Source organism: Sporocytophaga sp. (assembly GCF_017745095.1).
Lineage (GTDB): Bacteria > Bacteroidota > Bacteroidia > Cytophagales > Cytophagaceae > Sporocytophaga.
Map to the genome: position 1 here is coordinate 127,378 of NZ_JAGHZZ010000002.1, position 17,916 is coordinate 145,293.

At 36.4% G+C, this 17,916-nt stretch carries 20 protein-coding genes; 14 read left to right on the forward strand and 6 right to left on the reverse strand.

Annotated features, from left to right (window positions below; all coding sequences use genetic code 11):
• Window positions 1-433: 433 nt before the first annotated feature.
• From J7604_RS03280 to J7604_RS03320, 9 genes are all read left to right on the forward strand, one after another.
• Window positions 434-1,570, forward strand: coding sequence for a lipopolysaccharide assembly protein LapB (locus J7604_RS03280; protein WP_293890984.1), 1,137 nt, complete (start codon window positions 434-436; stop codon window positions 1,568-1,570).
• Window positions 1,571-1,617: 47 nt separating this feature from the next.
• A complete protein-coding gene (locus J7604_RS03285; protein WP_293890987.1) occupies window positions 1,618-2,211 on the forward strand; it encodes a YigZ family protein in 594 nt (197 codons plus the stop codon).
• Between the two features lie 90 nt (window positions 2,212-2,301).
• The gene (locus tag J7604_RS03290; RefSeq protein WP_293890989.1) at window positions 2,302-3,168 is read left to right on the forward strand and encodes a carbon-nitrogen hydrolase; all 867 of its coding nucleotides are present in this window, start codon (window positions 2,302-2,304) and stop codon (window positions 3,166-3,168) included.
• The gene (locus tag J7604_RS03295; protein ID WP_293890992.1) at window positions 3,137-4,228 is read left to right on the forward strand and encodes an agmatine/peptidylarginine deiminase; all 1,092 of its coding nucleotides are present in this window, start codon (window positions 3,137-3,139) and stop codon (window positions 4,226-4,228) included. Before J7604_RS03290 ends, J7604_RS03295 begins: the two co-directional genes overlap by 32 nt.
• Window positions 4,229-4,282: 54 nt before the next feature.
• Window positions 4,283-5,086, forward strand: coding sequence for an alpha/beta fold hydrolase (locus J7604_RS03300; protein WP_293890995.1), 804 nt, complete (start codon window positions 4,283-4,285; stop codon window positions 5,084-5,086).
• On the forward strand, window positions 5,073-5,783 hold the full coding sequence (locus J7604_RS03305; RefSeq protein WP_293890998.1) for an alpha/beta hydrolase: 711 nt from the start codon (window positions 5,073-5,075) through the stop codon (window positions 5,781-5,783). Before J7604_RS03300 ends, J7604_RS03305 begins: the two co-directional genes overlap by 14 nt.
• Before the next feature lie 66 nt (window positions 5,784-5,849).
• Window positions 5,850-6,365, forward strand: coding sequence for an SET domain-containing protein (locus tag J7604_RS03310; protein ID WP_293891001.1), 516 nt, complete (start codon window positions 5,850-5,852; stop codon window positions 6,363-6,365).
• Between the two features lie 54 nt (window positions 6,366-6,419).
• Window positions 6,420-7,496, forward strand: a complete 1,077-nt coding sequence (locus tag J7604_RS03315; RefSeq protein WP_293891004.1) for a site-2 protease family protein — start codon at window positions 6,420-6,422, stop codon at window positions 7,494-7,496.
• A 392-nt stretch (window positions 7,497-7,888) separates the two neighbouring features.
• Window positions 7,889-8,293: a response regulator gene (locus J7604_RS03320; protein ID WP_293891007.1), complete on the forward strand. Its 405-nt coding sequence runs from the start codon at window positions 7,889-7,891 to the stop codon at window positions 8,291-8,293.
• A 408-nt stretch (window positions 8,294-8,701) separates the two neighbouring features.
• Here the strand turns inward: J7604_RS03320 and J7604_RS03325 are convergent, their stop codons facing one another.
• A complete protein-coding gene (locus tag J7604_RS03325; RefSeq protein WP_028981972.1) occupies window positions 8,702-8,911 on the reverse strand; it encodes a hypothetical protein in 210 nt (69 codons plus the stop codon).
• Between the two features lie 208 nt (window positions 8,912-9,119).
• On the opposite strand from J7604_RS03325, the gene J7604_RS03330 reads away from it, so the two are divergent.
• Complete coding sequence (locus tag J7604_RS03330; protein WP_293891011.1) at window positions 9,120-10,211, forward strand: AI-2E family transporter; 1,092 nt, start codon at window positions 9,120-9,122, stop codon at window positions 10,209-10,211.
• A 114-nt stretch (window positions 10,212-10,325) separates the two neighbouring features.
• On the opposite strand, the gene J7604_RS03335 is transcribed toward J7604_RS03330, so the two are convergent.
• A complete protein-coding gene (locus tag J7604_RS03335; protein ID WP_293891014.1) occupies window positions 10,326-11,786 on the reverse strand; it encodes a Do family serine endopeptidase in 1,461 nt (486 codons plus the stop codon).
• Window positions 11,787-11,841: 55 nt separating this feature from the next.
• The gene (locus J7604_RS03340) at window positions 11,842-12,054 is read right to left on the reverse strand and encodes a hypothetical protein (protein ID WP_293891017.1); all 213 of its coding nucleotides are present in this window, start codon (window positions 12,052-12,054) and stop codon (window positions 11,842-11,844) included.
• A 215-nt stretch (window positions 12,055-12,269) separates the two neighbouring features.
• On the opposite strand from J7604_RS03340, the gene J7604_RS03345 reads away from it, so the two are divergent.
• Complete coding sequence (locus J7604_RS03345; RefSeq protein ID WP_293891020.1) at window positions 12,270-12,896, forward strand: type 1 glutamine amidotransferase domain-containing protein; 627 nt, start codon at window positions 12,270-12,272, stop codon at window positions 12,894-12,896.
• Window positions 12,897-13,033: 137 nt separating this feature from the next.
• On the opposite strand, the gene J7604_RS03350 is transcribed toward J7604_RS03345, so the two are convergent.
• Genes J7604_RS03350 through J7604_RS03360 form a run of 3 tightly spaced genes read right to left on the reverse strand, consistent with a single transcriptional unit; the run spans window position 13,034 to window position 15,326 of the window.
• On the reverse strand, window positions 13,034-14,173 hold the full coding sequence (locus tag J7604_RS03350; RefSeq protein WP_293891023.1) for a glycerate kinase: 1,140 nt from the start codon (window positions 14,171-14,173) through the stop codon (window positions 13,034-13,036).
• Window positions 14,170-14,346 (reverse strand): hypothetical protein, encoded by a 177-nt coding sequence (locus J7604_RS03355; RefSeq protein WP_293891026.1) that lies wholly within the window; start codon window positions 14,344-14,346, stop codon window positions 14,170-14,172. The genes J7604_RS03350 and J7604_RS03355 overlap by 4 nt, the downstream gene beginning before the upstream one ends.
• 2 nt (window positions 14,347-14,348) lie before the next feature.
• Entirely contained in the window at window positions 14,349-15,326 is a 978-nt protein-coding gene (locus J7604_RS03360) for a YpdA family putative bacillithiol disulfide reductase (protein ID WP_293891029.1), read from the reverse strand.
• A 79-nt stretch (window positions 15,327-15,405) separates the two neighbouring features.
• Between J7604_RS03360 and J7604_RS03365 the strand changes: the two genes are divergently transcribed.
• The 3 genes from J7604_RS03365 to J7604_RS03375 all read left to right on the forward strand — a co-directional run bounded on the left by J7604_RS03365 (window position 15,406) and on the right by J7604_RS03375 (window position 17,911).
• Window positions 15,406-15,963 (forward strand): thioredoxin family protein, encoded by a 558-nt coding sequence (locus tag J7604_RS03365; RefSeq protein ID WP_293891032.1) that lies wholly within the window; start codon window positions 15,406-15,408, stop codon window positions 15,961-15,963.
• Window positions 15,963-16,496 (forward strand): NUDIX hydrolase, encoded by a 534-nt coding sequence (locus J7604_RS03370; protein WP_293891035.1) that lies wholly within the window; start codon window positions 15,963-15,965, stop codon window positions 16,494-16,496. Before J7604_RS03365 ends, J7604_RS03370 begins: the two co-directional genes overlap by 1 nt.
• Window positions 16,497-16,564: 68 nt before the next feature.
• Entirely contained in the window at window positions 16,565-17,911 is a 1,347-nt protein-coding gene (locus tag J7604_RS03375; protein ID WP_293891038.1) for an ATP-binding protein, read from the forward strand.
• Window positions 17,912-17,916: the final 5 nt, after the last annotated feature.

Below are 17,916 nucleotides of genomic sequence, written 5' to 3' on the forward strand. Positions count from 1 at the left end.
CTTAAATAAAAACAATTTTTCCGCAAATAACCGCTATAAATAGGGAAATATGAAAAATTGACTAATCTTTTTTACACAGCAAATTAATAAATGTAAACTTTCTATATATACCTTTTTGAAGGAGGTAGTAAACTTTATCCCTTATTTAATTATGGCATATACATCTGTTTTTCATTAAAAGTAACAACCATTAAAAATTCAAAAACCAGACACCTACTAAGAACCAGTCGATTATATTTTAAATATTCATTATAATTAACATTTTTTATTATATAGGGATTATATAGGATATTTTTCCGCTAAAGGGTATTATTTTTCCGTAATAAAAAATTGAGTCCCTAAGTCATTTTCGCTAAACACCAAAGGTCATTAGAGAAAAAAAGCATATATTCCGTGCGGTTTGCAAGGAAAGGTTCAGGATAAGTTTTGACGAATGAGAGTTATTTTAGTCCATATTACCGGAATAATTTTAATGGTGACTTTAAGTCTTAAAGCTTCAGGCCAATCGATGCTTAAAGATGAAAAAATCAAGGCTACCATTTTAAAGGCAATGGATTTAACCTATAATTTTGAATTTGACGAAGCCGATGAAGTTATATCGGAGGTAAAAGCTGCATATCCAACACATCCTGCTTATAATTTCCTGAAAGGGATGAACCTTTATTGGAAAATGTATTACTTCAATACGTTTAAGGAAAATTCGGGAGAGTATCTTAAATACCTTGATGCCGCCTTGCAACAGGCACAGGCCCGAATTACCAAAAATAACAAAGATCCGGAAGGGGTATTTTTTTCCCTGGCTATTTACAGTTCACTAGCCCATTATCATTCTCAAATGAAAGAAACAATGAAGGCTGTGAACAATGCCAAAAAAACATATGAGTATGTAAAAACCGGATTTAGCCTGAAAGACATTTTCAATGAATTTTACTTTACTACAGGTTTATATGACTTTTATGTGGAACAATTCCCTGAGACTCACCCAGTCTTTAGACCTTTTATGGTATTTTTCTCCGCAGGAGGCAAAGAGAAAGGAATAAAAGAACTTGAGATAGCTGCTGCAAATTCTTTGTTTTCAAAAGTGGAGGCCAACCATTATTTGGCAAATATATTTTTGCGCTATCAAAATACTCCCGAAAAAGCTCTTAAGTATACAACTCTACTGTTCAATAAGTATCCCAATAACCTTTACTTTTTATCAAGACATATTGAATCCCTTCTGGGAACTGATGATTATTCGGAAGCAGAAAGACTTTCCTTGATCCTTAGAAGCAGCGGAAAAAAATACTTTGAAATGGCATCTTATGTCTTTCTGGGAATCATCAATGAAAAAGGGAAAAAAAGACCTGAACATGCTAAAGCTTTCTACCTGAGAGCCGTTAACATGGCTCCTGAAATAAACACTCCTAATAAAGACTACGTGAGTTTTGCATACGCAGGTCTTGCCAGAATAGCAGAAAGCCGCGGAGAAAGTGATAAAGCAAAAGCCTATTACCAAAGGGCTCTGGAACTGGCAGAGTACACTTCAGTAATTGACGAAGCTGAAAAATATCTAAAAAAAGGAAAGTAAAACGATTTTTACGAAATCCTCCTTAAAATTCTGTCTCCTTTATCTTAATGCAACATATTTATTATTCAATAAAAGGTCCGTCAGAAGGATTATACAAAGAGAAAGGCAGTAAGTTCATATCATTTGCATTCCCTGTATCTACGGAGACAGAGATAAAGGATATACTTGAGAGATTTAAAAAAGAGTACTATGATGCCCGTCATATCTGCTATGCTTATAGAATAGGATTTTCTGAGCAAAAGTTCAGAGCAAATGATGCCGGAGAACCTGCTCATACTGCGGGAGATCCTATATTTAATCAGATAAAGTCTTTAGAATTAACGAATACCATTGTAATAGTAGTTCGCTATTTTGGAGGTACCAAGCTCGGCAAAAGCGGACTAATTCAAGCATATAAAACGGCTGCAGAGGAAGCTTTGAAAAATGCAGAGAAGATCGAAAAAACAGAACAAGTCGTGGTTACAATGGCCTTTGAATATGAAAAAATGAATGAGGTCATGAAGGTGCTGAAAAGCTTTTCTACAGACTTTTTAAGTCAGGATTTTCAGGCAATCTGCAGTATTACTGTTCAGGTTGCAAAAGATGATAGTGAAATTTTGGTAAAACAGCTTACACCATATTTAAAATCTATTGAGTTGTAAGCTTATAGTAGAAATTGAACCTAATTTTCCACACCCTGGTTAACCTTCCGTAAAATTCTTGTAATTTCGCCTTCAAAATCATTTTCAGCCTTGAGTAAGAAAGTAAAAATCGGACTTGTACAGCTTTCCTGCGAAAAAGATCCGCAGGCAAACTTCAGCAAAACCATTGAAAAAATTAAAGAAGCTGCAGCTAAAGGTGCTCAGATCATCTGTCTCCAGGAGCTGTTTCGCTCTCTTTATTTCTGCGATGTGGAAGAGCATGAAAACTTTAAACTTGCAGAATCAATTCCAGGCCCATCCACTGACGCTCTTTCGCAAATAGCAAAGGAATTGGGAGTTGTGATCATAGCATCTTTATTTGAAAAGAGAGCCCAGGGTTTGTATCATAACACTACAGCCGTTCTTGATGCCGATGGTGCCTATCTTGGTAAATACCGCAAGATGCATATCCCTGATGATCCGGGATATTATGAGAAATTTTACTTTACTCCAGGAGATACCGGATACAGGATCTTTGAAACGAAATTTGCAAAGATCGGAGTGCTTATCTGCTGGGATCAGTGGTATCCTGAAGCAGCCCGAATCACTTCTTTAATGGGAGCTGAAATTCTATTTTACCCCACTGCAATAGGCTGGGCTGAAACTCAGACCAAAGAAGTCAATGAAGAACAATATAATGCATGGCAGACTATTCAGAGAGGCCATGCTGTTGCAAACGGACTTCATGTAGTTGCTGTAAACAGAACAGGAGTTGAAGGACCAATGCAATTCTGGGGAGGCTCTTTTGTATCTAATCCGTTTGGAAGAGTTCTTTATCAGGCCCCACACAAGGAAGAGGAAATACACGTACAGGAAATTGATCTGGAAGGGTCAGAATATTATCGTACCCACTGGCCATTCTTGAGAGATAGAAGAATAGATTCTTATGAGCAAATTACAAGAAGATTCATTGACTAATTTATATCAGGAAATAACTCAAAAATATCCCAAAGATCTGGGATATTTTTTTCCCGCAGAATGGGCTAAACATTCAGCTACCTGGCTGAGCTGGCCTCATAAAGAAGCATCTTGGCCGGGAAAAATAGAATCTATCTATCCGGTATACTGCACCTTTATTAAAGAAGTCGCCAAGGGAGAAGTTGTAAACATCAATGTAAATGATGAAGCAATGAAGAAAAAAGCAGAAGCTTGCCTTCAGGCAGTAGGCGCTGACTTTTCGAATATCCGCTTTTTCATACAGCCCACAAATGATGCTTGGTGCAGAGACCATGGCCCTGCTTTTCTTGTAAACCCTAAGGCTGACATAAAAAAGGTTATTGTTGATTGGGGCTATAATGCGTGGGGGGGCAAATATCCTCCATTTGACAAGGATGATGTAATTCCGACTTTAATTGGGAAACATTATAATTTACCGGTTTTCAATCCTGGTATTGTAATGGAAGGAGGCTCTGTCGAGTTCAACGGACAAGGAACGGTACTTACAACTACGGCTTGTTTGCTTAACGAAAATAGAAACCCTCACCTTTCTCAAGCAGAAATCGAAAATTTCCTTGTTAGATACTACGGGATAGAACAAATTCTATGGCTTAATGATGGGATCGTCGGAGATGATACTGACGGACATATTGATGATATAACTCGCTTTGTAAATTCAGACACCGTAGTAACTGTTGTAGAAGAAAATAAACAGGATGACAATTACGAGTTATTACAAGAGAATCTTAAAGATCTCAAAAAAATGAGATTGCTGAACGGCAAACAACTAAATATAGTTGAACTACCAATGCCTGCTCCTGTGATTTTCGAAGATCAAAGACTTCCTGCGTCGTATGCTAATTTTTACATTGCAAATGATGTTGTTACAGTGCCGGTTTTCAATGACAAAAATGATCAGAAAGCACTTGATATATTAACAAAGGCATTCCCTGACAGAAGAGTCATAGGATTGAACAGTACAGATATCATCTGGGGACTAGGAAGCTTCCACTGTTTGAGCCAGCAGGAACCATTAGTATAACTATTTGAACCAGTAAGTTTAATTTACGTTTCATATAAACGGAGGAATAGGAATATGAAACTTTTAATTCTCTTACTGATATTTCTGGCAGTTCTTTATCTGGTAGCTACAACAGCCGTCTGGTTTTTTCAGGAAAAATTCATCTTCTTACCTGAAAAATTATCCAGAACTTTTGAGTTTAAGTTTAAGCATCCATATAAAGAACTGTTCATTACCACTAAAGACGCAGTACTCAACGCACTATACTTTCAACACCCTTCTAGTAAAGGAATCATATTTTACCTTCACGGGAATGCCGGATCTATGAGAACTTGGGCGGAAGTGTCCGAAATATTTCTTTCAAGAGGATTTAGCTTCTTCATATTTGATTATAGGGGATATGGGAAAAGCACAGGAAAACTTTCTAAAAAAGACCTTTACCGAGATTCTTCTCTCATGTATGAATATGCTTCAAGGTTAGAGCCTGGAAAAAAAATAATAATCTATGGAAGATCATTAGGATCCGGATTTGCCGCAAAGCTTGCTATTCAGAAGAAACCGGAGAAACTTATACTGGAAACACCTTATTACAGTATGCAGGAAATGGCAAGATTACAAATGCCCTTTTTCCCAGTTAAGCTTATACTCAGGTACAAGCTTCCCACTTATAAATGGCTGACCAAAATTCAATGTCCTATATTAGCCATCCATGGTACTGAAGATGAACTTATTCCTTATGAACAAGCGTTTAGACTTAAGCAATACCTAAAAAAAACAGATTGTTTTGTAACAATTGAAAAGGGTAAGCATGGAAATATTTCTAAGTTTATTATGTACCATACCAGCCTAGATCAGTTCCTAACAAATGAAACTACCTAAAATCTATTTCATTCCCGGGATGGGGGCCAACAAAGATCTCTTTGTAAACCAAAGAACTGCTGGATTTGAAATGGAAGTACTTGAATGGATAACTCCTTACGCACAAGAATCCATTGAGGATTATTCGGGAAGACTTTCGGAAGGTATTAATACCAATGAGGAGTTTATTCTTGCAGGTGTATCATTCGGAGGAATTATAGCTGTAGAAATTGCCAAGAAATTACCTCCTCAGAAAACAATACTCATCAGCTCTGTACCGACATATCAGGAGTACCCATTACTTTTAAAACTCTTTTCCCGCCTTCCCTTGTACAAAATGACTCCTAAGTCTGCTCATAGCAATGCCATTGTTCAAAAGTTTATATTATACAGTATGGGGCTCCAGACTGATCAAGGAAAGGAGATTTTTCTGGATATGCTAAAGCATTCCGATATACAGTTTATTCAGTGGGCCATTCATGCACTGATAAAGTGGAGAAATACAGTGTTGCCCTCATCTCTGGTGCGGATCCATGGAGAAATTGATAGAGTATTTCCTATAAGAAAAATTAAAAATGCGTATTGCATTCCGGGAGGTCATTCCATAATCCTGGAAGACGCAGAAAATGTAAACAATATTTTACGTTCAGTAATTGAAAATACTCCATTAAAAGATTGCACAGAGACTTTACTTTCAAAAAATTCAATAGATTTTTAAAGCAGCTTTTTAAAATAATGCAATATTTTTATCAAATTTACTGTACAAAATTGTATTCAGGATTGAATGAAAAATCATACTATTAAAGTAACTACCACTTGCACCTATCAAACCGAAAAGGGTGAATGCGGCAAAAAGACTACACAAACACACCCTTACTGTAATCACCATACCAAAATCACTACTGGCTTTTACGTTGCCAAGTCAGGCATAGAAGGAGCCGGGTATGGCCTTTATACAGACAGAGATCTGAAAAAAGGTACTACCTTGATGGAGTATACAGGTGAGCACATTTCCACTAAAGTATTTCAAGACAGATACGGAGATGATGGCTTTGGCTCATATGCAATGACATTGAACAAATCTACAGTAATAGATGCGAGAGAAACTTCTGCTGGAATTGCCCGTTACATCTGTGACTTTTTTAATTCAGGAAAAACAGCCAATGTAAAATTTGAATCTACAGGAAGACGTGTAGAGATTACAGCTATCAAAGATATCAAAGCCGGTGAAGAATTACTTGTAAACTATGGCAAAGATATGAGAAGAGCTCTGGGTTTTTATAAAAAGAAAAAATCCTGATTTAACAAATCAATAAATATGAAGGTTAACTCTTTAGATTAACCTTCATATATTATGCGATGGTCTTTATACATTGGTAAATTCGCCGGAACCAAAGTTTTAATACACTGGACATTTCTCCTGTTGCTTCTATGGATCGGATTCTCCGCTTATAGACAAGGAGCAACAACTCCAGAAATATTGCTGACTGTTAGTTTTATCTTAACAGTATTTATTTGTGTCTTATTGCATGAATTTGGCCATGCGCTGACAGCAAAGAAATTCGGCATAGCAACCAAAAAGATCACCCTCCTTCCTATCGGTGGTCTGGCTAGCATTGAACGTATACCTGAAGATCCCAAAAAAGAATTATGGATTACCGTTGCAGGTCCAATGGTAAATGTAATCATAGCTCTTGTGCTTTATCTTATACTAGGAGATAAAGTAATTCCGACAGAAGATCGTACTAATATTATTTCAGCAGATACTTTTTTTCAAAGCTTGTTTTGGATAAATGTTACATTAGTAATATTTAACGTCATCCCTGCCTTTCCTATGGATGGAGGCCGGATACTAAGGGCTCTGCTTGCTATAAAAATCGGTAGGTTTAGAGCAACTAAAATCGCCTCACGCTTAGGGCAGTTTGTAGCAGTCGGCTTCTTTTTCCTTGGTTTATTCTACAGCCCTTTATTAATGTTTATTGCTGCATTCATATTTTTTGGAGCGTATGCCGAAAATATGTCTGTACAACAGATGGAATTTCTTAGAGGACATGTTGTGAAAGAAGCTATGATGAAACACTTTATCACCATCAACCCGCAAACAACCATCAAAGAGGCCGCAGACAAGCTGCTCGAAGGATGGGACCATAATTTCATCATTACTGACAATTCAGAAATTCAAGGCATTATAAAAAGAGAATCATTATTCAGCAGCCTTAGATCCTATAATCCTCTTGCTCCTGTAAAAGACATTATGAAAACCACTTTCAAAACTTTTAATGAGCATGACCAAATCTCTAAGATTTATCACTTTGTTCAAGAGGACCCTACAGGATATTTTCCTGTATTAAATAATGGTGTACTTACAGGGGTTATAAATCTGGACAACTTAAACGAATTCGTAATGATTCAGTCTGCTTTAAAATACTAATTTGATCGGGCATAAAATTTTATTTGTCGATTTCTAAAAGCAAAAATCAATTCGCTGTAAAAATATTACATTAAAATAGGATTATCTTAACATTTTATTATCCTATAAACTAACCCAAAAGAAAAACGCTTCGTAAAATTCATCATGATTGAAATATATTAGTTCCTTTTTATCGATAAAAACCATATATTTGAACATAACTTTAATGCTTTTCATTAGTTATTCCGGCTCCAAATACCGCCTTATAAAGATTCACCGGAGGAAACTAGTGTTCACTACATGTGTGGACTTGGTTTTTTTATGTGAATCGGGGGATGGCGGTTCCCAGGAGCATAAAGCCCAAGCTCCACACACTTGTTTAAAATTTCCAGAACTATATTTTTAACGCCTGCGTGGAAAAGTTTAAATCCATTTTATTAATTGAGGATGACGACATTTGTAATTTCATTACAACAAAATTCTTTTCCCGTTACCAGATCTCAGAACAACTACATAGTGTAAAAGATGGGGAGCAAGCTCTTGATTTTCTCCGATTACAAAATGGCAAACAATCATTTCCTCAAATTATCCTGATGGATTTGTTCATGCCTATCATGGATGGATTCGAATTTCTTGAAGAATTCAATCAGATAAAAGGCACGTTATGCCAATGCCCTGAAATTATTGTTCTTACTGTTACTACTCGAAACAAGGACATAGAAAGAGCAAAAAATCTTGGCGTTAAGACAATTCTCCATAAACCATTCAATCATAATTATATTGATCATCTAAAGTCTCTTGCCGCAAAGGTCAATTAAGAGGACAATATTCTTACCACCATTTTATAGCAGCATTATAAAATTATTTTGCTCTTCCATAAAATTCATATCACTATCCTTTTCAATTGCTTTGCTTAATAATCCCAGGACGAATTCAAATTTTAAGAGAAAAACCCAATTCAATGGAAAATTTTGTAAAGATTTTGATTAAAGAAAATATTATGATGTAACGGCGAAAGTTTCTGATATTGAATAAAAAAAGAGGTAACAACAACTATAAACTAATTAGTTGTTGAATGACTAACCTTCAATTAAGAAGATATTTAAAGTTTTGTTGGGGAGGACCTGACTGCGTAATTGATAAAAGCAATCTTGTAATAAGAAAAAAGAGTCCAGGTTATCCAGACTCTTTCTTTTAGTATTTTTAAGCCTTCAAAGCTATTAATATTAATAATAGTTGCGGTCATCCATAATTTGGACAGTCCAATTGTTAGCAAGCAATTCATTTTTCAGAAGTGTTCCCTGAGCTTTTGTCTTAGGATTTTTAACAAGAAATTTAAATCCATCAATTTTCAACACTTCCCACTGCTCTGTATTTTCCGGATTTCTTAAAATATCCCCTACTTTAATGATTGTATCTTTCTTAATTACTTTCATAAATCACTTTTATATTTAACGAAATTAAACATTTTTTAGAAAATATCATTCCGTATATAATTTGAAATTAAGCAAAATATTTCACACCCTTAATTAACTGTATTTCAAAATCAAATTTCGCAAATACATTTTCCTGTAATGGTCCAGTCAATATCTATTAAAACTTTTTTAATAGGGAAATCTTATCTCTAATAATAACTGATACTTCATGGCAATTTTAAAATTTAGAAATATAAATCGCCTCTTATTTAGTGCTTTTCTGATTATTGGTGGTTTATATTTAGCCCGTCCCTTTTTAATTCCTGTTACAATAGCTTGTCTCTTGGCTATGCTACTGCTACCTGTTGCAAGAAAACTTGAATCACTTGGAATAAAAAGAGCAATTTCCATAATCCTCTGCATTGCTTTATTTATGCTTGTTGTTATGGGAATTACTACATTGTTATCTATGCAAGGTTTTAACCTTGCAAATAACCTGGAAGAAATTGAACAACAATTCAAACAGGTTTTTGATGACATACAGGAGTATGTTCAAAACAAGTTTGGAATGGAGAAAGCCAAACAAAGTAAAATAATCAGGGAAAAAACAGAATCCCTTCTTCAAAGCAGCACTACCCTGATCACAGGATTTCTTGGAGGGCTTGCTACTTTTGGCCTTATATTGGTCTATACTTTCTTCTTTCTTTATTACCGCCATAAATTCTTCAATTTCATTCTGATGGTAAGTCCAAAGCCCCTTCATCAACAAAACACCATCATACTGAATCAGATAAGTAAAGTAACGCAGAGATATCTGACAGGGGTATTCATTGTGATATTAATCCTTGCAGTCATGAACTCTTCAGTACTGCTGCTATTGGGTGTAAACAATGCAATCTTTTTCGGATGCTTGGCAGCACTTCTCAATGTTATCCCTTATGTTGGAGTTATCATTGGTAGCCTCCTCCCTTTTATTATGACCTTAGTAACTAAAAATGCATTCGGACCTGCACTCATTGTACTAGGATCCCTTTGGTTTAACCAGGTAATAGAGAATAATTTGCTCACTCCTTTCATTACAGGTTCTCAGGTAAGAGTTAACGCCTTATCAACGATTATGGCTTTAATCCTGGGAGGTTTAATCTGGGGAATTTTCGGGATGATTCTTTTTATTCCATTAATAGGTATACTAAAAATTATTTTCGATCAAGTCGAAGAGTTAAAACCATTAGGATATCTTATAGGAGATGATTCTCCTGAAGAAAGTGACAATATTCAAAAAATTAAAAAGCTATTTAAAAAAATCAAAGCCAAGTTTTAAAGCAAAAAACACCCAGCATGCAGTGTTTTAAATTTACAAACACTCAATCTATTCTAATGAGCATAAAAAAGCCCCCGAATGTCGGGGGCTTTTTCGTCTTACCTTTTATCAAACTTATTCAAGGCCAAAAGCATAGTAATACTTTCCGGGGCTTCCGGGATAAACACCTTCCAGCAAGACCCCACCTTGTTGTGCTGAAAGCACTTCATTGAATTCATTCAGGTCCTTAATAGGCTTATGGTTTATACCTGTAATAATAAACCCTTCTTTCATATTTGTTTGTTCTGACAAAATACCCGAGCCTAGCGTTTTTACCTTAACCCCAGTGATACCATATTTCTTCTTTTCCTGGTCAGTAAGGTCTTCAAAATCCGCACCCAGCTTCTCCTCAACTTCATTCACTTCTTTTTTGATCACTTCTACTTTACCCTGACTGTTTTTCAATTCTACCTTAAATTCTTTTTCCTTGCCATCTCTTAAAACTGTCAGTTTAACATTGTCACCTGGGTGATGGATCCCAATAAGTTCCAGAAGTTTTGCAGTTGAACCGATTTCAACCCCATCAATTGCGAGGATCACATCTCCCGCCTTTATTCCTGCCTTAAATGCAGCGCTATTCTCCACTACACTTTCCACATATGTTCCTTTCAAGGATTTTAATCCAAGAGTTTTAGCAAGATCAGAATCCATATCTCTGATTACCACACCAAGATATGCTCTGTGAACAACTCCATATTGTTTAAGATCTTCTATTACCTTAGCAACTATATTGCTGGGAACAGCAAAAGCATAACCGGCATATGCACCTGTGGGTGTAGCAATAGCAGTAGTAATGCCTATCAGATCACCTTCAAGATTTATTAAAGCTCCACCACTATTTCCTGGATTAACAGCAGCATCAGTCTGAAGAAAGGATTCAATTGCTGATTTATCTTGTAAAATACTGATGTTCCTTGCTTTTGCACTAATGATACCGGCGGTAACAGTAGAGGAAAGATTAAAGGGATTTCCTACAGCAAGCACCCAATCACCAACTTCAACGAAATCAGAATTTGAGAAAGAAATAAAGGGAAGATCAGATTCATCAACCTTTATCAGAGCAATATCCGTTGAAGGATCTGTTCCAATGAGCTTAGCTTTAAAGCTTCTGTTGTCGTTCAAGGTTACATTGATTTCTTTTGCACCTGCTATAACGTGATCATTAGTTACTATATATCCGTCAGGGCTAACAATTACACCAGATCCAGTCGCCATTTCCAGCCTTTGTTTTTCTTCCCTTGGTCTTCCCCAGAAATCATCACCAAAAAAATCTCTGAAAGGCCCCATATCATTATATTGCTTGCTGGCAGGAATAGCAGAATGAATATGAACAACAGAAGGCAATGCTTTTGCTGTAGCAGGACGGAAATTTATACCAGCACCATGCCCCTTATAGGTAGTATCGGAACTATTAGATTTTTTACTGTAAGAGACAATACTTCCACTACTACCATTACCTGTTATAAATCGAGTGGCAATAATCGTTACAGCACTTCCAAGAATAGCTGCAAGAAATAAAGTTAAAAACCTTTTCATTAATTTTTATTCATTAAAAATGAATCTACACTGAAAAAATAAAAGTAACAATTTATCAGGATATCTTCACGAGATCTGCATAATATAATCCGTTCAACCATTTGACATCAATCACCTGATATTTGATATCTTCAAGAGAGGGAGAGTTGCTGAGAAAGATAAAGTCGTTAGGATGAATACCTTCTTTGGTGTAGGCAATCTTCACTTTGTCTCCTCCATCGGCAATTTCTGTAACCTCATATCCTTCTGTAAGGGTAGATAATCTCATAATATATATGTTTCTGTGGATTAAACCGGTTTGGTTTTAAATTAACCCCAGGGAAAGACAATTGTTGACAAGCATTCCATTTAAATATTTAAAACACCTTTTGGGGAAGAAACTATTACTTTAATAATTACCATTATATTTTCATTTTCCACCACAGATAATACACGTTTAACATTTCCCCAGATCCTCTGTTTTGATTTAACAATTTAAAAAATATGCAAAAAAATCTAAGAGGAATTAAAGTTGCCTTGCTTGTTGACAACGGGTTTGAACAAGTAGAGTTGACTGAACCTGTTAAGGCCTTAAGGGAAGCCAATGCACTTGTAGAGATTATTGCTCCTGAAAAGAAGATCAAAGGATGGGATCTGAAAAATTGGGGGGACGAAATAACCGCTGATACCCTTCTGGATGAAGCTAACCCTGAAAATTACGATGCTTTAATTTTACCGGGAGGTGTAATGAATCCGGATTTTTTAAGGATGAAGAATAACGCTATTGAATTTGTTAAAACCTTTTTGACTGCTCAAAAACCTGTAGCATCAATATGCCATGGACCATGGACCTTAATTGAAACAGGTTTAATCAAAGGTAGAAAGCTTACCTCATATCCTTCCCTAAAAACTGATCTTATCAATGCAGGAGCAACCTGGATAGATGAACCGGTAGTGACGGATAAAAATCTTATCACCAGCAGAAGACCTTCAGATCTTCCAGCTTTTAACGATCGAATCATTAGTACTCTTGCAGCTCTGGTTTCCTCTCCAAATAATGCATCGAACAGACCTCCAATCAAGGGAGAAAAAATGGATGAAATCAAGTCTAAGGATAAGGTGAAAAAATAAAATGATTCTATTAAAAAATATTTATTCCTGCCGAACAAAAACCGGGATCTTTCATTTAGCAATTATACATAAAATGTAAAGAGCACCAGCTATTTACCTAACTCAACCAACATCGTAAACCTGCTCTCAAGGCAGGTTTATTTTTTTCTTCCTTCTAAAAACACTCTTAGTATATTGGCACTTGTCTGGCTTATAAGACTAAATGCCTCGTTTACCGATTCAGCCAATGTCATTGGGCCATTTTGAAATGGCATAATACATGTAACCCCATGCTTTAATAATTCCTCCGATTCTGGTGCAGCATATCCGGTAAGAAGGAATACAGGAACTCCACACTTTTGGCCAAGTTTTCCTACGCAATAGGGCAACTTGCCTGAAAGCGTTTGTATATCAGATTTTCCTTCTGCTGTAAAAATGATATCAGCATTTTCTAATTTATCTTCCACCTTTGCGAATTCTGCGATCAAAGGAAAGCCAGATTCAATTACCCCACCACAGAATGCAAGAATACCAGCCCCCAGGCCTCCTGCGGCCCCAGCTCCTGCAATATCAGCGATCCCCTTCCCCATTTGTTTTTTTATAACGGAAGCATAATGAGTAAGACTTTCATCCAGAATAGTAACCATTTCTTCTGTAGCACCTTTCTGAGGACCGAATATCCTAGTTGCTCCATTTGAACCTGTTAAAGGATTGGTTACGTCCGAGGCAATTTTAAACTCTGCAGTTTTCAGAGCTTCATGAATTTTCGAAATATCAATCTTGGCAAGATGAATGAGGGAAGCGCCTCCCTTTTGTAACTCTTTACCTTGTGAATCAAAAAGATTAACTCCCAATGCCTGAGCCATACCAGCACCGCCATCATTGATTCCACTTCCCCCAAGGCCAATAATAAATTTCCGTATTCCTTTGTTCAGTGCATTTACAATCAGTTCGCCGGTACCAAAGGAGGTTGTGATCATCGGATTCCTATCGTGTTTATTGAGGAGGGCAAGCCCTGAAGCAGACGCCGTTTCTATAACTGCAGTCTGATGATCTCCCAATATGCCATATGATGCTTTTATACTTCTCATAAGAGGATCATGAACATGAACCTCCACCTTATAACCTCCAGTAGCATGAACCAAAGCATCCATAGTCCCCTCGCCTCCATCGGCAAGCGGACAAGAGATTATTTCAGCATCAGGAAGGACTTTTCTGATACCATTAGCCATTGCTTCAGCAACTTCAAATGCACTTAAAGATTCTTTTAAGGAATCCGGTATCAATACTATTTTCATTCCTCTTCCTCCGGGTGACTGCAGCAAGGACCTTCATGTACCTTCCTGACCCACTCTTCCTGCTCCTCAGTCAAAGATTTGTTTTTGGGGACCGTGCAATGATCACAATCATTTCCATGCTCATCCATCCCGCGTCCTTCGCACAAAGGACAAACATAACCACAACCTGCCATATCTATATAAAATTAGATTTACTCAAAATATCACGTATAATCATGGTTGCATGTACTCTGGAATTTTCTATGAACCATTTATGAGTTTCCATACCACCACAAACAACTCCTGCGAGATAAATATTATTTACATTTGACTCCATTGTCTGTTCATTGTAATAGGGGATCTTTAAATTTCCCGAATGAAATTCAATTCCAGCCCTGGACAACAAGCTAAAATCAGGATGATAGCCTGTCATGAGCAATACAAAGTCATTTGCAATAGTAACTATCCCATTTTCAGTTTTTACATCAACTTCATTTTCTCTGATCGAAACAAGTTCCGCATTAAAGAAAGCCTTTACAGAATTTTCCTCTATCCTGTTTTCTATATCAGGTTTTACCCAATATTTTACTCTGTGGCTTATTTCTGGTTTTCGCACAACCAATGTTACCTCTGCTCCTTTTCTATAACATTCCAAAGCTGCATCAATTGCCGAGTTTGCAGCTCCAACTACTACCACCTTACTGAATGAAAATGGATGAGGCTCCTTATAGTAGTGTAAAACCTTAGGCAGATGTTCTCCATCTATACCGCACCCAATTGGATGATCATAAAAACCGGTAGCAATGATTATATATTTTGCATGATAGATGCCTTTTGAAGATTGGATTTCAAACAATGCATCATCACTTCTATTAATTTTTTGTACCTCTTCGTACAGATTTATTTTAAGTTGAAAATACTCCAATACTCGGCGATAATATTCAAGAGCTTCATCCCTCATAGGTTTACCGCTAATCGAAACAAAAGGTACTGCCCCTATCTCCAATCTTTCTGAAGTAGAAAAAAACCTCATGTTTAATGGATAATTGTAGATGGAGTTTACCAAAGCCCCCTTTTCGAGAATCAAATATTTCAACCCAGACTTCTGAGCCTCGATGCCACAGGCTAATCCTATTGGGCCGCCTCCAATTACAATTATATCATAAGTACTCATATTCACAACCTTATTGCATTTTACCCAAGCAACATCATACTAATTTAAAGGTTTTATTTATATTCGTAAAAACTTTTGTATGGCACAAACACCCAGCAATATGCTTCCTCTCGGAACCATTGCACCGGAATTTACGCTTTTTGATACCGTCTCAGGGAAAGATTTATCACTGAACCAGATTAAATCTCAGAAAGCTACTGTAATCATGTTCATTTGCAATCACTGTCCTTTTGTAAAACACGTGAACAATGAATTGGTACGATTGGCTAAAGATTATATTCCAAAGGGAATTTCATTTATAGCAATCAGTTCAAATGACGCCGAAAAGTATCCGGCGGACGCACCTGCAGAGATGACAAAAGCAGCAAAAGAGCTTGGCTATCCATTTCCCTATTTATATGACGAAAGCCAAAATGTTGCAAAAGCCTATGAAGCCGCCTGTACTCCTGATTTTTATATATTTGATAAGGACCTTTTACTTGTATACAGAGGCCAACTGGACGACTCCAGACCTTCAACCACACAACCTGTCAATGGGAAGGATATCCGTAACGCCCTTGATAATATATTAAACAATAAAGAGGTTGACAATAATCAGAGACCAAGTATAGGATGCAATATTAAATGGAAGATATAATGTCTGAAGATAAGTTCTGTTACGATTATCCAAGAGCTGCTGTAACTACAGACTCTGTAATTCTTCAATTTGAATCAGGGACTTTGAGTCTTTTATTAATTGAGAGGAAACACGACCCATTTAAAGACTGTTGGGCACTACCAGGTGGATTCCTTGAAATGAATGAAAACGGCCTGGAATGTGCGAAAAGAGAACTACTTGAAGAAACAGGTCTGGCAGTAGGCGACATGGAACAGACTGGTGCATTTACAGACGTAAACAGAGATCCAAGAGGCCGAACCATTTCTATTGCTTATACAACTTTAATTACTAGTAAAGTAACCCTGAATGCCGGAGACGATGCCCAAAACGTTAAATGGTTTTCCATTTTCAACTTGCCCTCACTCGCCTTTGATCATTTAAAAGTAATTCAGGAGACTGTTTTCTTTTTTCAAGTAAGATTACAGTCTGGCAACTTACCAGATTTTTTAAAATGTCTCGATAAACAACAACTAAAAGAGCTTCACAATATTACAGATAAATATCTGAAATAAAGCCCAAAAACATACGTTAGCTAAATCCCGTACAATAAACATATTTTTGTAGTTGAGGGGAATTTAATATGAAGGATTCTGTAAAACTTAAAATCCTTTTTCCTATACTGGGTCTATTGTTAGTAGTTCTTGCAGCCGCATCCATTTACTCTATCATATATTCTCAAAAAATCAAGGAAGAATTCAGGTCTGTTGGCGCGTCTTATACCGTCATCAATCATCTGGACAACCTCGTCATATTGCTTTCCGAAACAGAAGGCAATCTGAGAGGATACATCCTTTCTAAGAATATTCATTTTCTGTATGAATATGAAGACAATGCCAGAAAAACAAAAGCCGAAATAGCCATACTAAAGGCTTTGGTAAATGACAATCCTCCTGTTTACCAAAGAATAAAACTTATAGAGGAGCTTTTTGAAGAAAGAAGGAAAGAAATTGACCATCTTATAGACAAAGATGCCATCAGAAAAGGTCTCCAAAGCCTTTCCTTCGAAAAGCTTTCCTATGCTGCCGAGCTCAAGATAAAAATTACGGAAGAAAAAAAACTGATAGAACTACGTGAGAAAAAAGCTTTATACAATAAGCAAACCGAGGCAACTTCAAACTTAAAGTTAATAAGTATTGCTATTATATTTTCAGGCATTTCTGCCCTTATCACATCTCTGATGATTGTATATATATTTTACAGAGAATATAAGCTTCAGCAAAGACTTAAAAATGAACTGGCAACTTTAAATGAAAGCAAAAACAGATTTTTCTCAATTGTCAGTCATGATTTGCGTGGACCAATTAATTCTGCACTTGTATTATCTACATTTTTAAAGGATCAGAATCATGTCAATGAGGATGAATCCGAAACCATATTCTTTCTTCATAAAAGTCTGGTAAAAATTCAAAATCTGTTAGATGTACTTTTAAAATGGGCCAAGCTTCAAATGAATGAGCTTGCTTACAGGCCAGAATCTTTTACAATTAAAGATATTACATGCGCTACAGCTGAATACCTTTCTCCTTTATTTTCGATAAAGAAGATTTCAGTTGACATAAAAATAAACCATAAGATAAAAGTATATGCTGATAAGAATATGGTCGAAACCATTCTGAGAAACCTTATCTCCAATGCAGTCAAATATTCTTCGGAAAATGACACTATAACTATAGATGCCTTTAGAGAAAAAGGCTTCGTGACACTTTATGTCAAAGACAATGGTGTTGGGATTTCCAAAGATTTACTTCCAAAATTATTCAGCATTGATCAAAAGTATAGCACCAAAGGTACGGCAGGAGAAGAAGGTACAGGCCTTGGATTAAAACTATGTAAAGAGTTTGTTGAGAAAAACGGAGGTAAGATCTGGGTAGAAAAAAATGAGTCCAAAGGTACCACCTTTCTTTTTACTTTGCCAGCATCCTATTGATGTTT

What these genes read in the sequence shown, in the direction of transcription:
- J7604_RS03280 (WP_293890984.1), top strand. Translation starts at nt 434, where the DNA reads ATGAGAGTTATTTTAGTCCATATTACCGGAATAATTTTAATGGTGACT.
- J7604_RS03285 (WP_293890987.1), top strand. Translation starts at nt 1,618, where the DNA reads ATGCAACATATTTATTATTCAATAAAAGGTCCGTCAGAAGGATTATAC.
- J7604_RS03295 (WP_293890992.1), top strand. Translation starts at nt 3,137, where the DNA reads ATGAGCAAATTACAAGAAGATTCATTGACTAATTTATATCAGGAAATA.
- J7604_RS03300 (WP_293890995.1), top strand. Translation starts at nt 4,283, where the DNA reads ATGAAACTTTTAATTCTCTTACTGATATTTCTGGCAGTTCTTTATCTG.
- J7604_RS03305 (WP_293890998.1), top strand. Translation starts at nt 5,073, where the DNA reads ATGAAACTACCTAAAATCTATTTCATTCCCGGGATGGGGGCCAACAAA.
- J7604_RS03310 (WP_293891001.1), top strand. Translation starts at nt 5,850, where the DNA reads ATGAAAAATCATACTATTAAAGTAACTACCACTTGCACCTATCAAACC.
- J7604_RS03315 (WP_293891004.1), top strand. Translation starts at nt 6,420, where the DNA reads ATGCGATGGTCTTTATACATTGGTAAATTCGCCGGAACCAAAGTTTTA.
- J7604_RS03325 (WP_028981972.1), bottom strand. Translation starts at nt 8,911, where the DNA reads ATGAAAGTAATTAAGAAAGATACAATCATTAAAGTAGGGGATATTTTA.
- J7604_RS03330 (WP_293891011.1), top strand. Translation starts at nt 9,120, where the DNA reads ATGGCAATTTTAAAATTTAGAAATATAAATCGCCTCTTATTTAGTGCT.
- J7604_RS03335 (WP_293891014.1), bottom strand. Translation starts at nt 11,786, where the DNA reads ATGAAAAGGTTTTTAACTTTATTTCTTGCAGCTATTCTTGGAAGTGCT.
- J7604_RS03340 (WP_293891017.1), bottom strand. Translation starts at nt 12,054, where the DNA reads ATGAGATTATCTACCCTTACAGAAGGATATGAGGTTACAGAAATTGCC.
- J7604_RS03345 (WP_293891020.1), top strand. Translation starts at nt 12,270, where the DNA reads ATGCAAAAAAATCTAAGAGGAATTAAAGTTGCCTTGCTTGTTGACAAC.
- J7604_RS03350 (WP_293891023.1), bottom strand. Translation starts at nt 14,173, where the DNA reads ATGAAAATAGTATTGATACCGGATTCCTTAAAAGAATCTTTAAGTGCA.
- J7604_RS03355 (WP_293891026.1), bottom strand. Translation starts at nt 14,346, where the DNA reads ATGGCAGGTTGTGGTTATGTTTGTCCTTTGTGCGAAGGACGCGGGATG.
- J7604_RS03360 (WP_293891029.1), bottom strand. Translation starts at nt 15,326, where the DNA reads ATGAGTACTTATGATATAATTGTAATTGGAGGCGGCCCAATAGGATTA.
- J7604_RS03365 (WP_293891032.1), top strand. Translation starts at nt 15,406, where the DNA reads ATGGCACAAACACCCAGCAATATGCTTCCTCTCGGAACCATTGCACCG.
- J7604_RS03370 (WP_293891035.1), top strand. Translation starts at nt 15,963, where the DNA reads ATGTCTGAAGATAAGTTCTGTTACGATTATCCAAGAGCTGCTGTAACT.
- J7604_RS03375 (WP_293891038.1), top strand. Translation starts at nt 16,565, where the DNA reads ATGAAGGATTCTGTAAAACTTAAAATCCTTTTTCCTATACTGGGTCTA.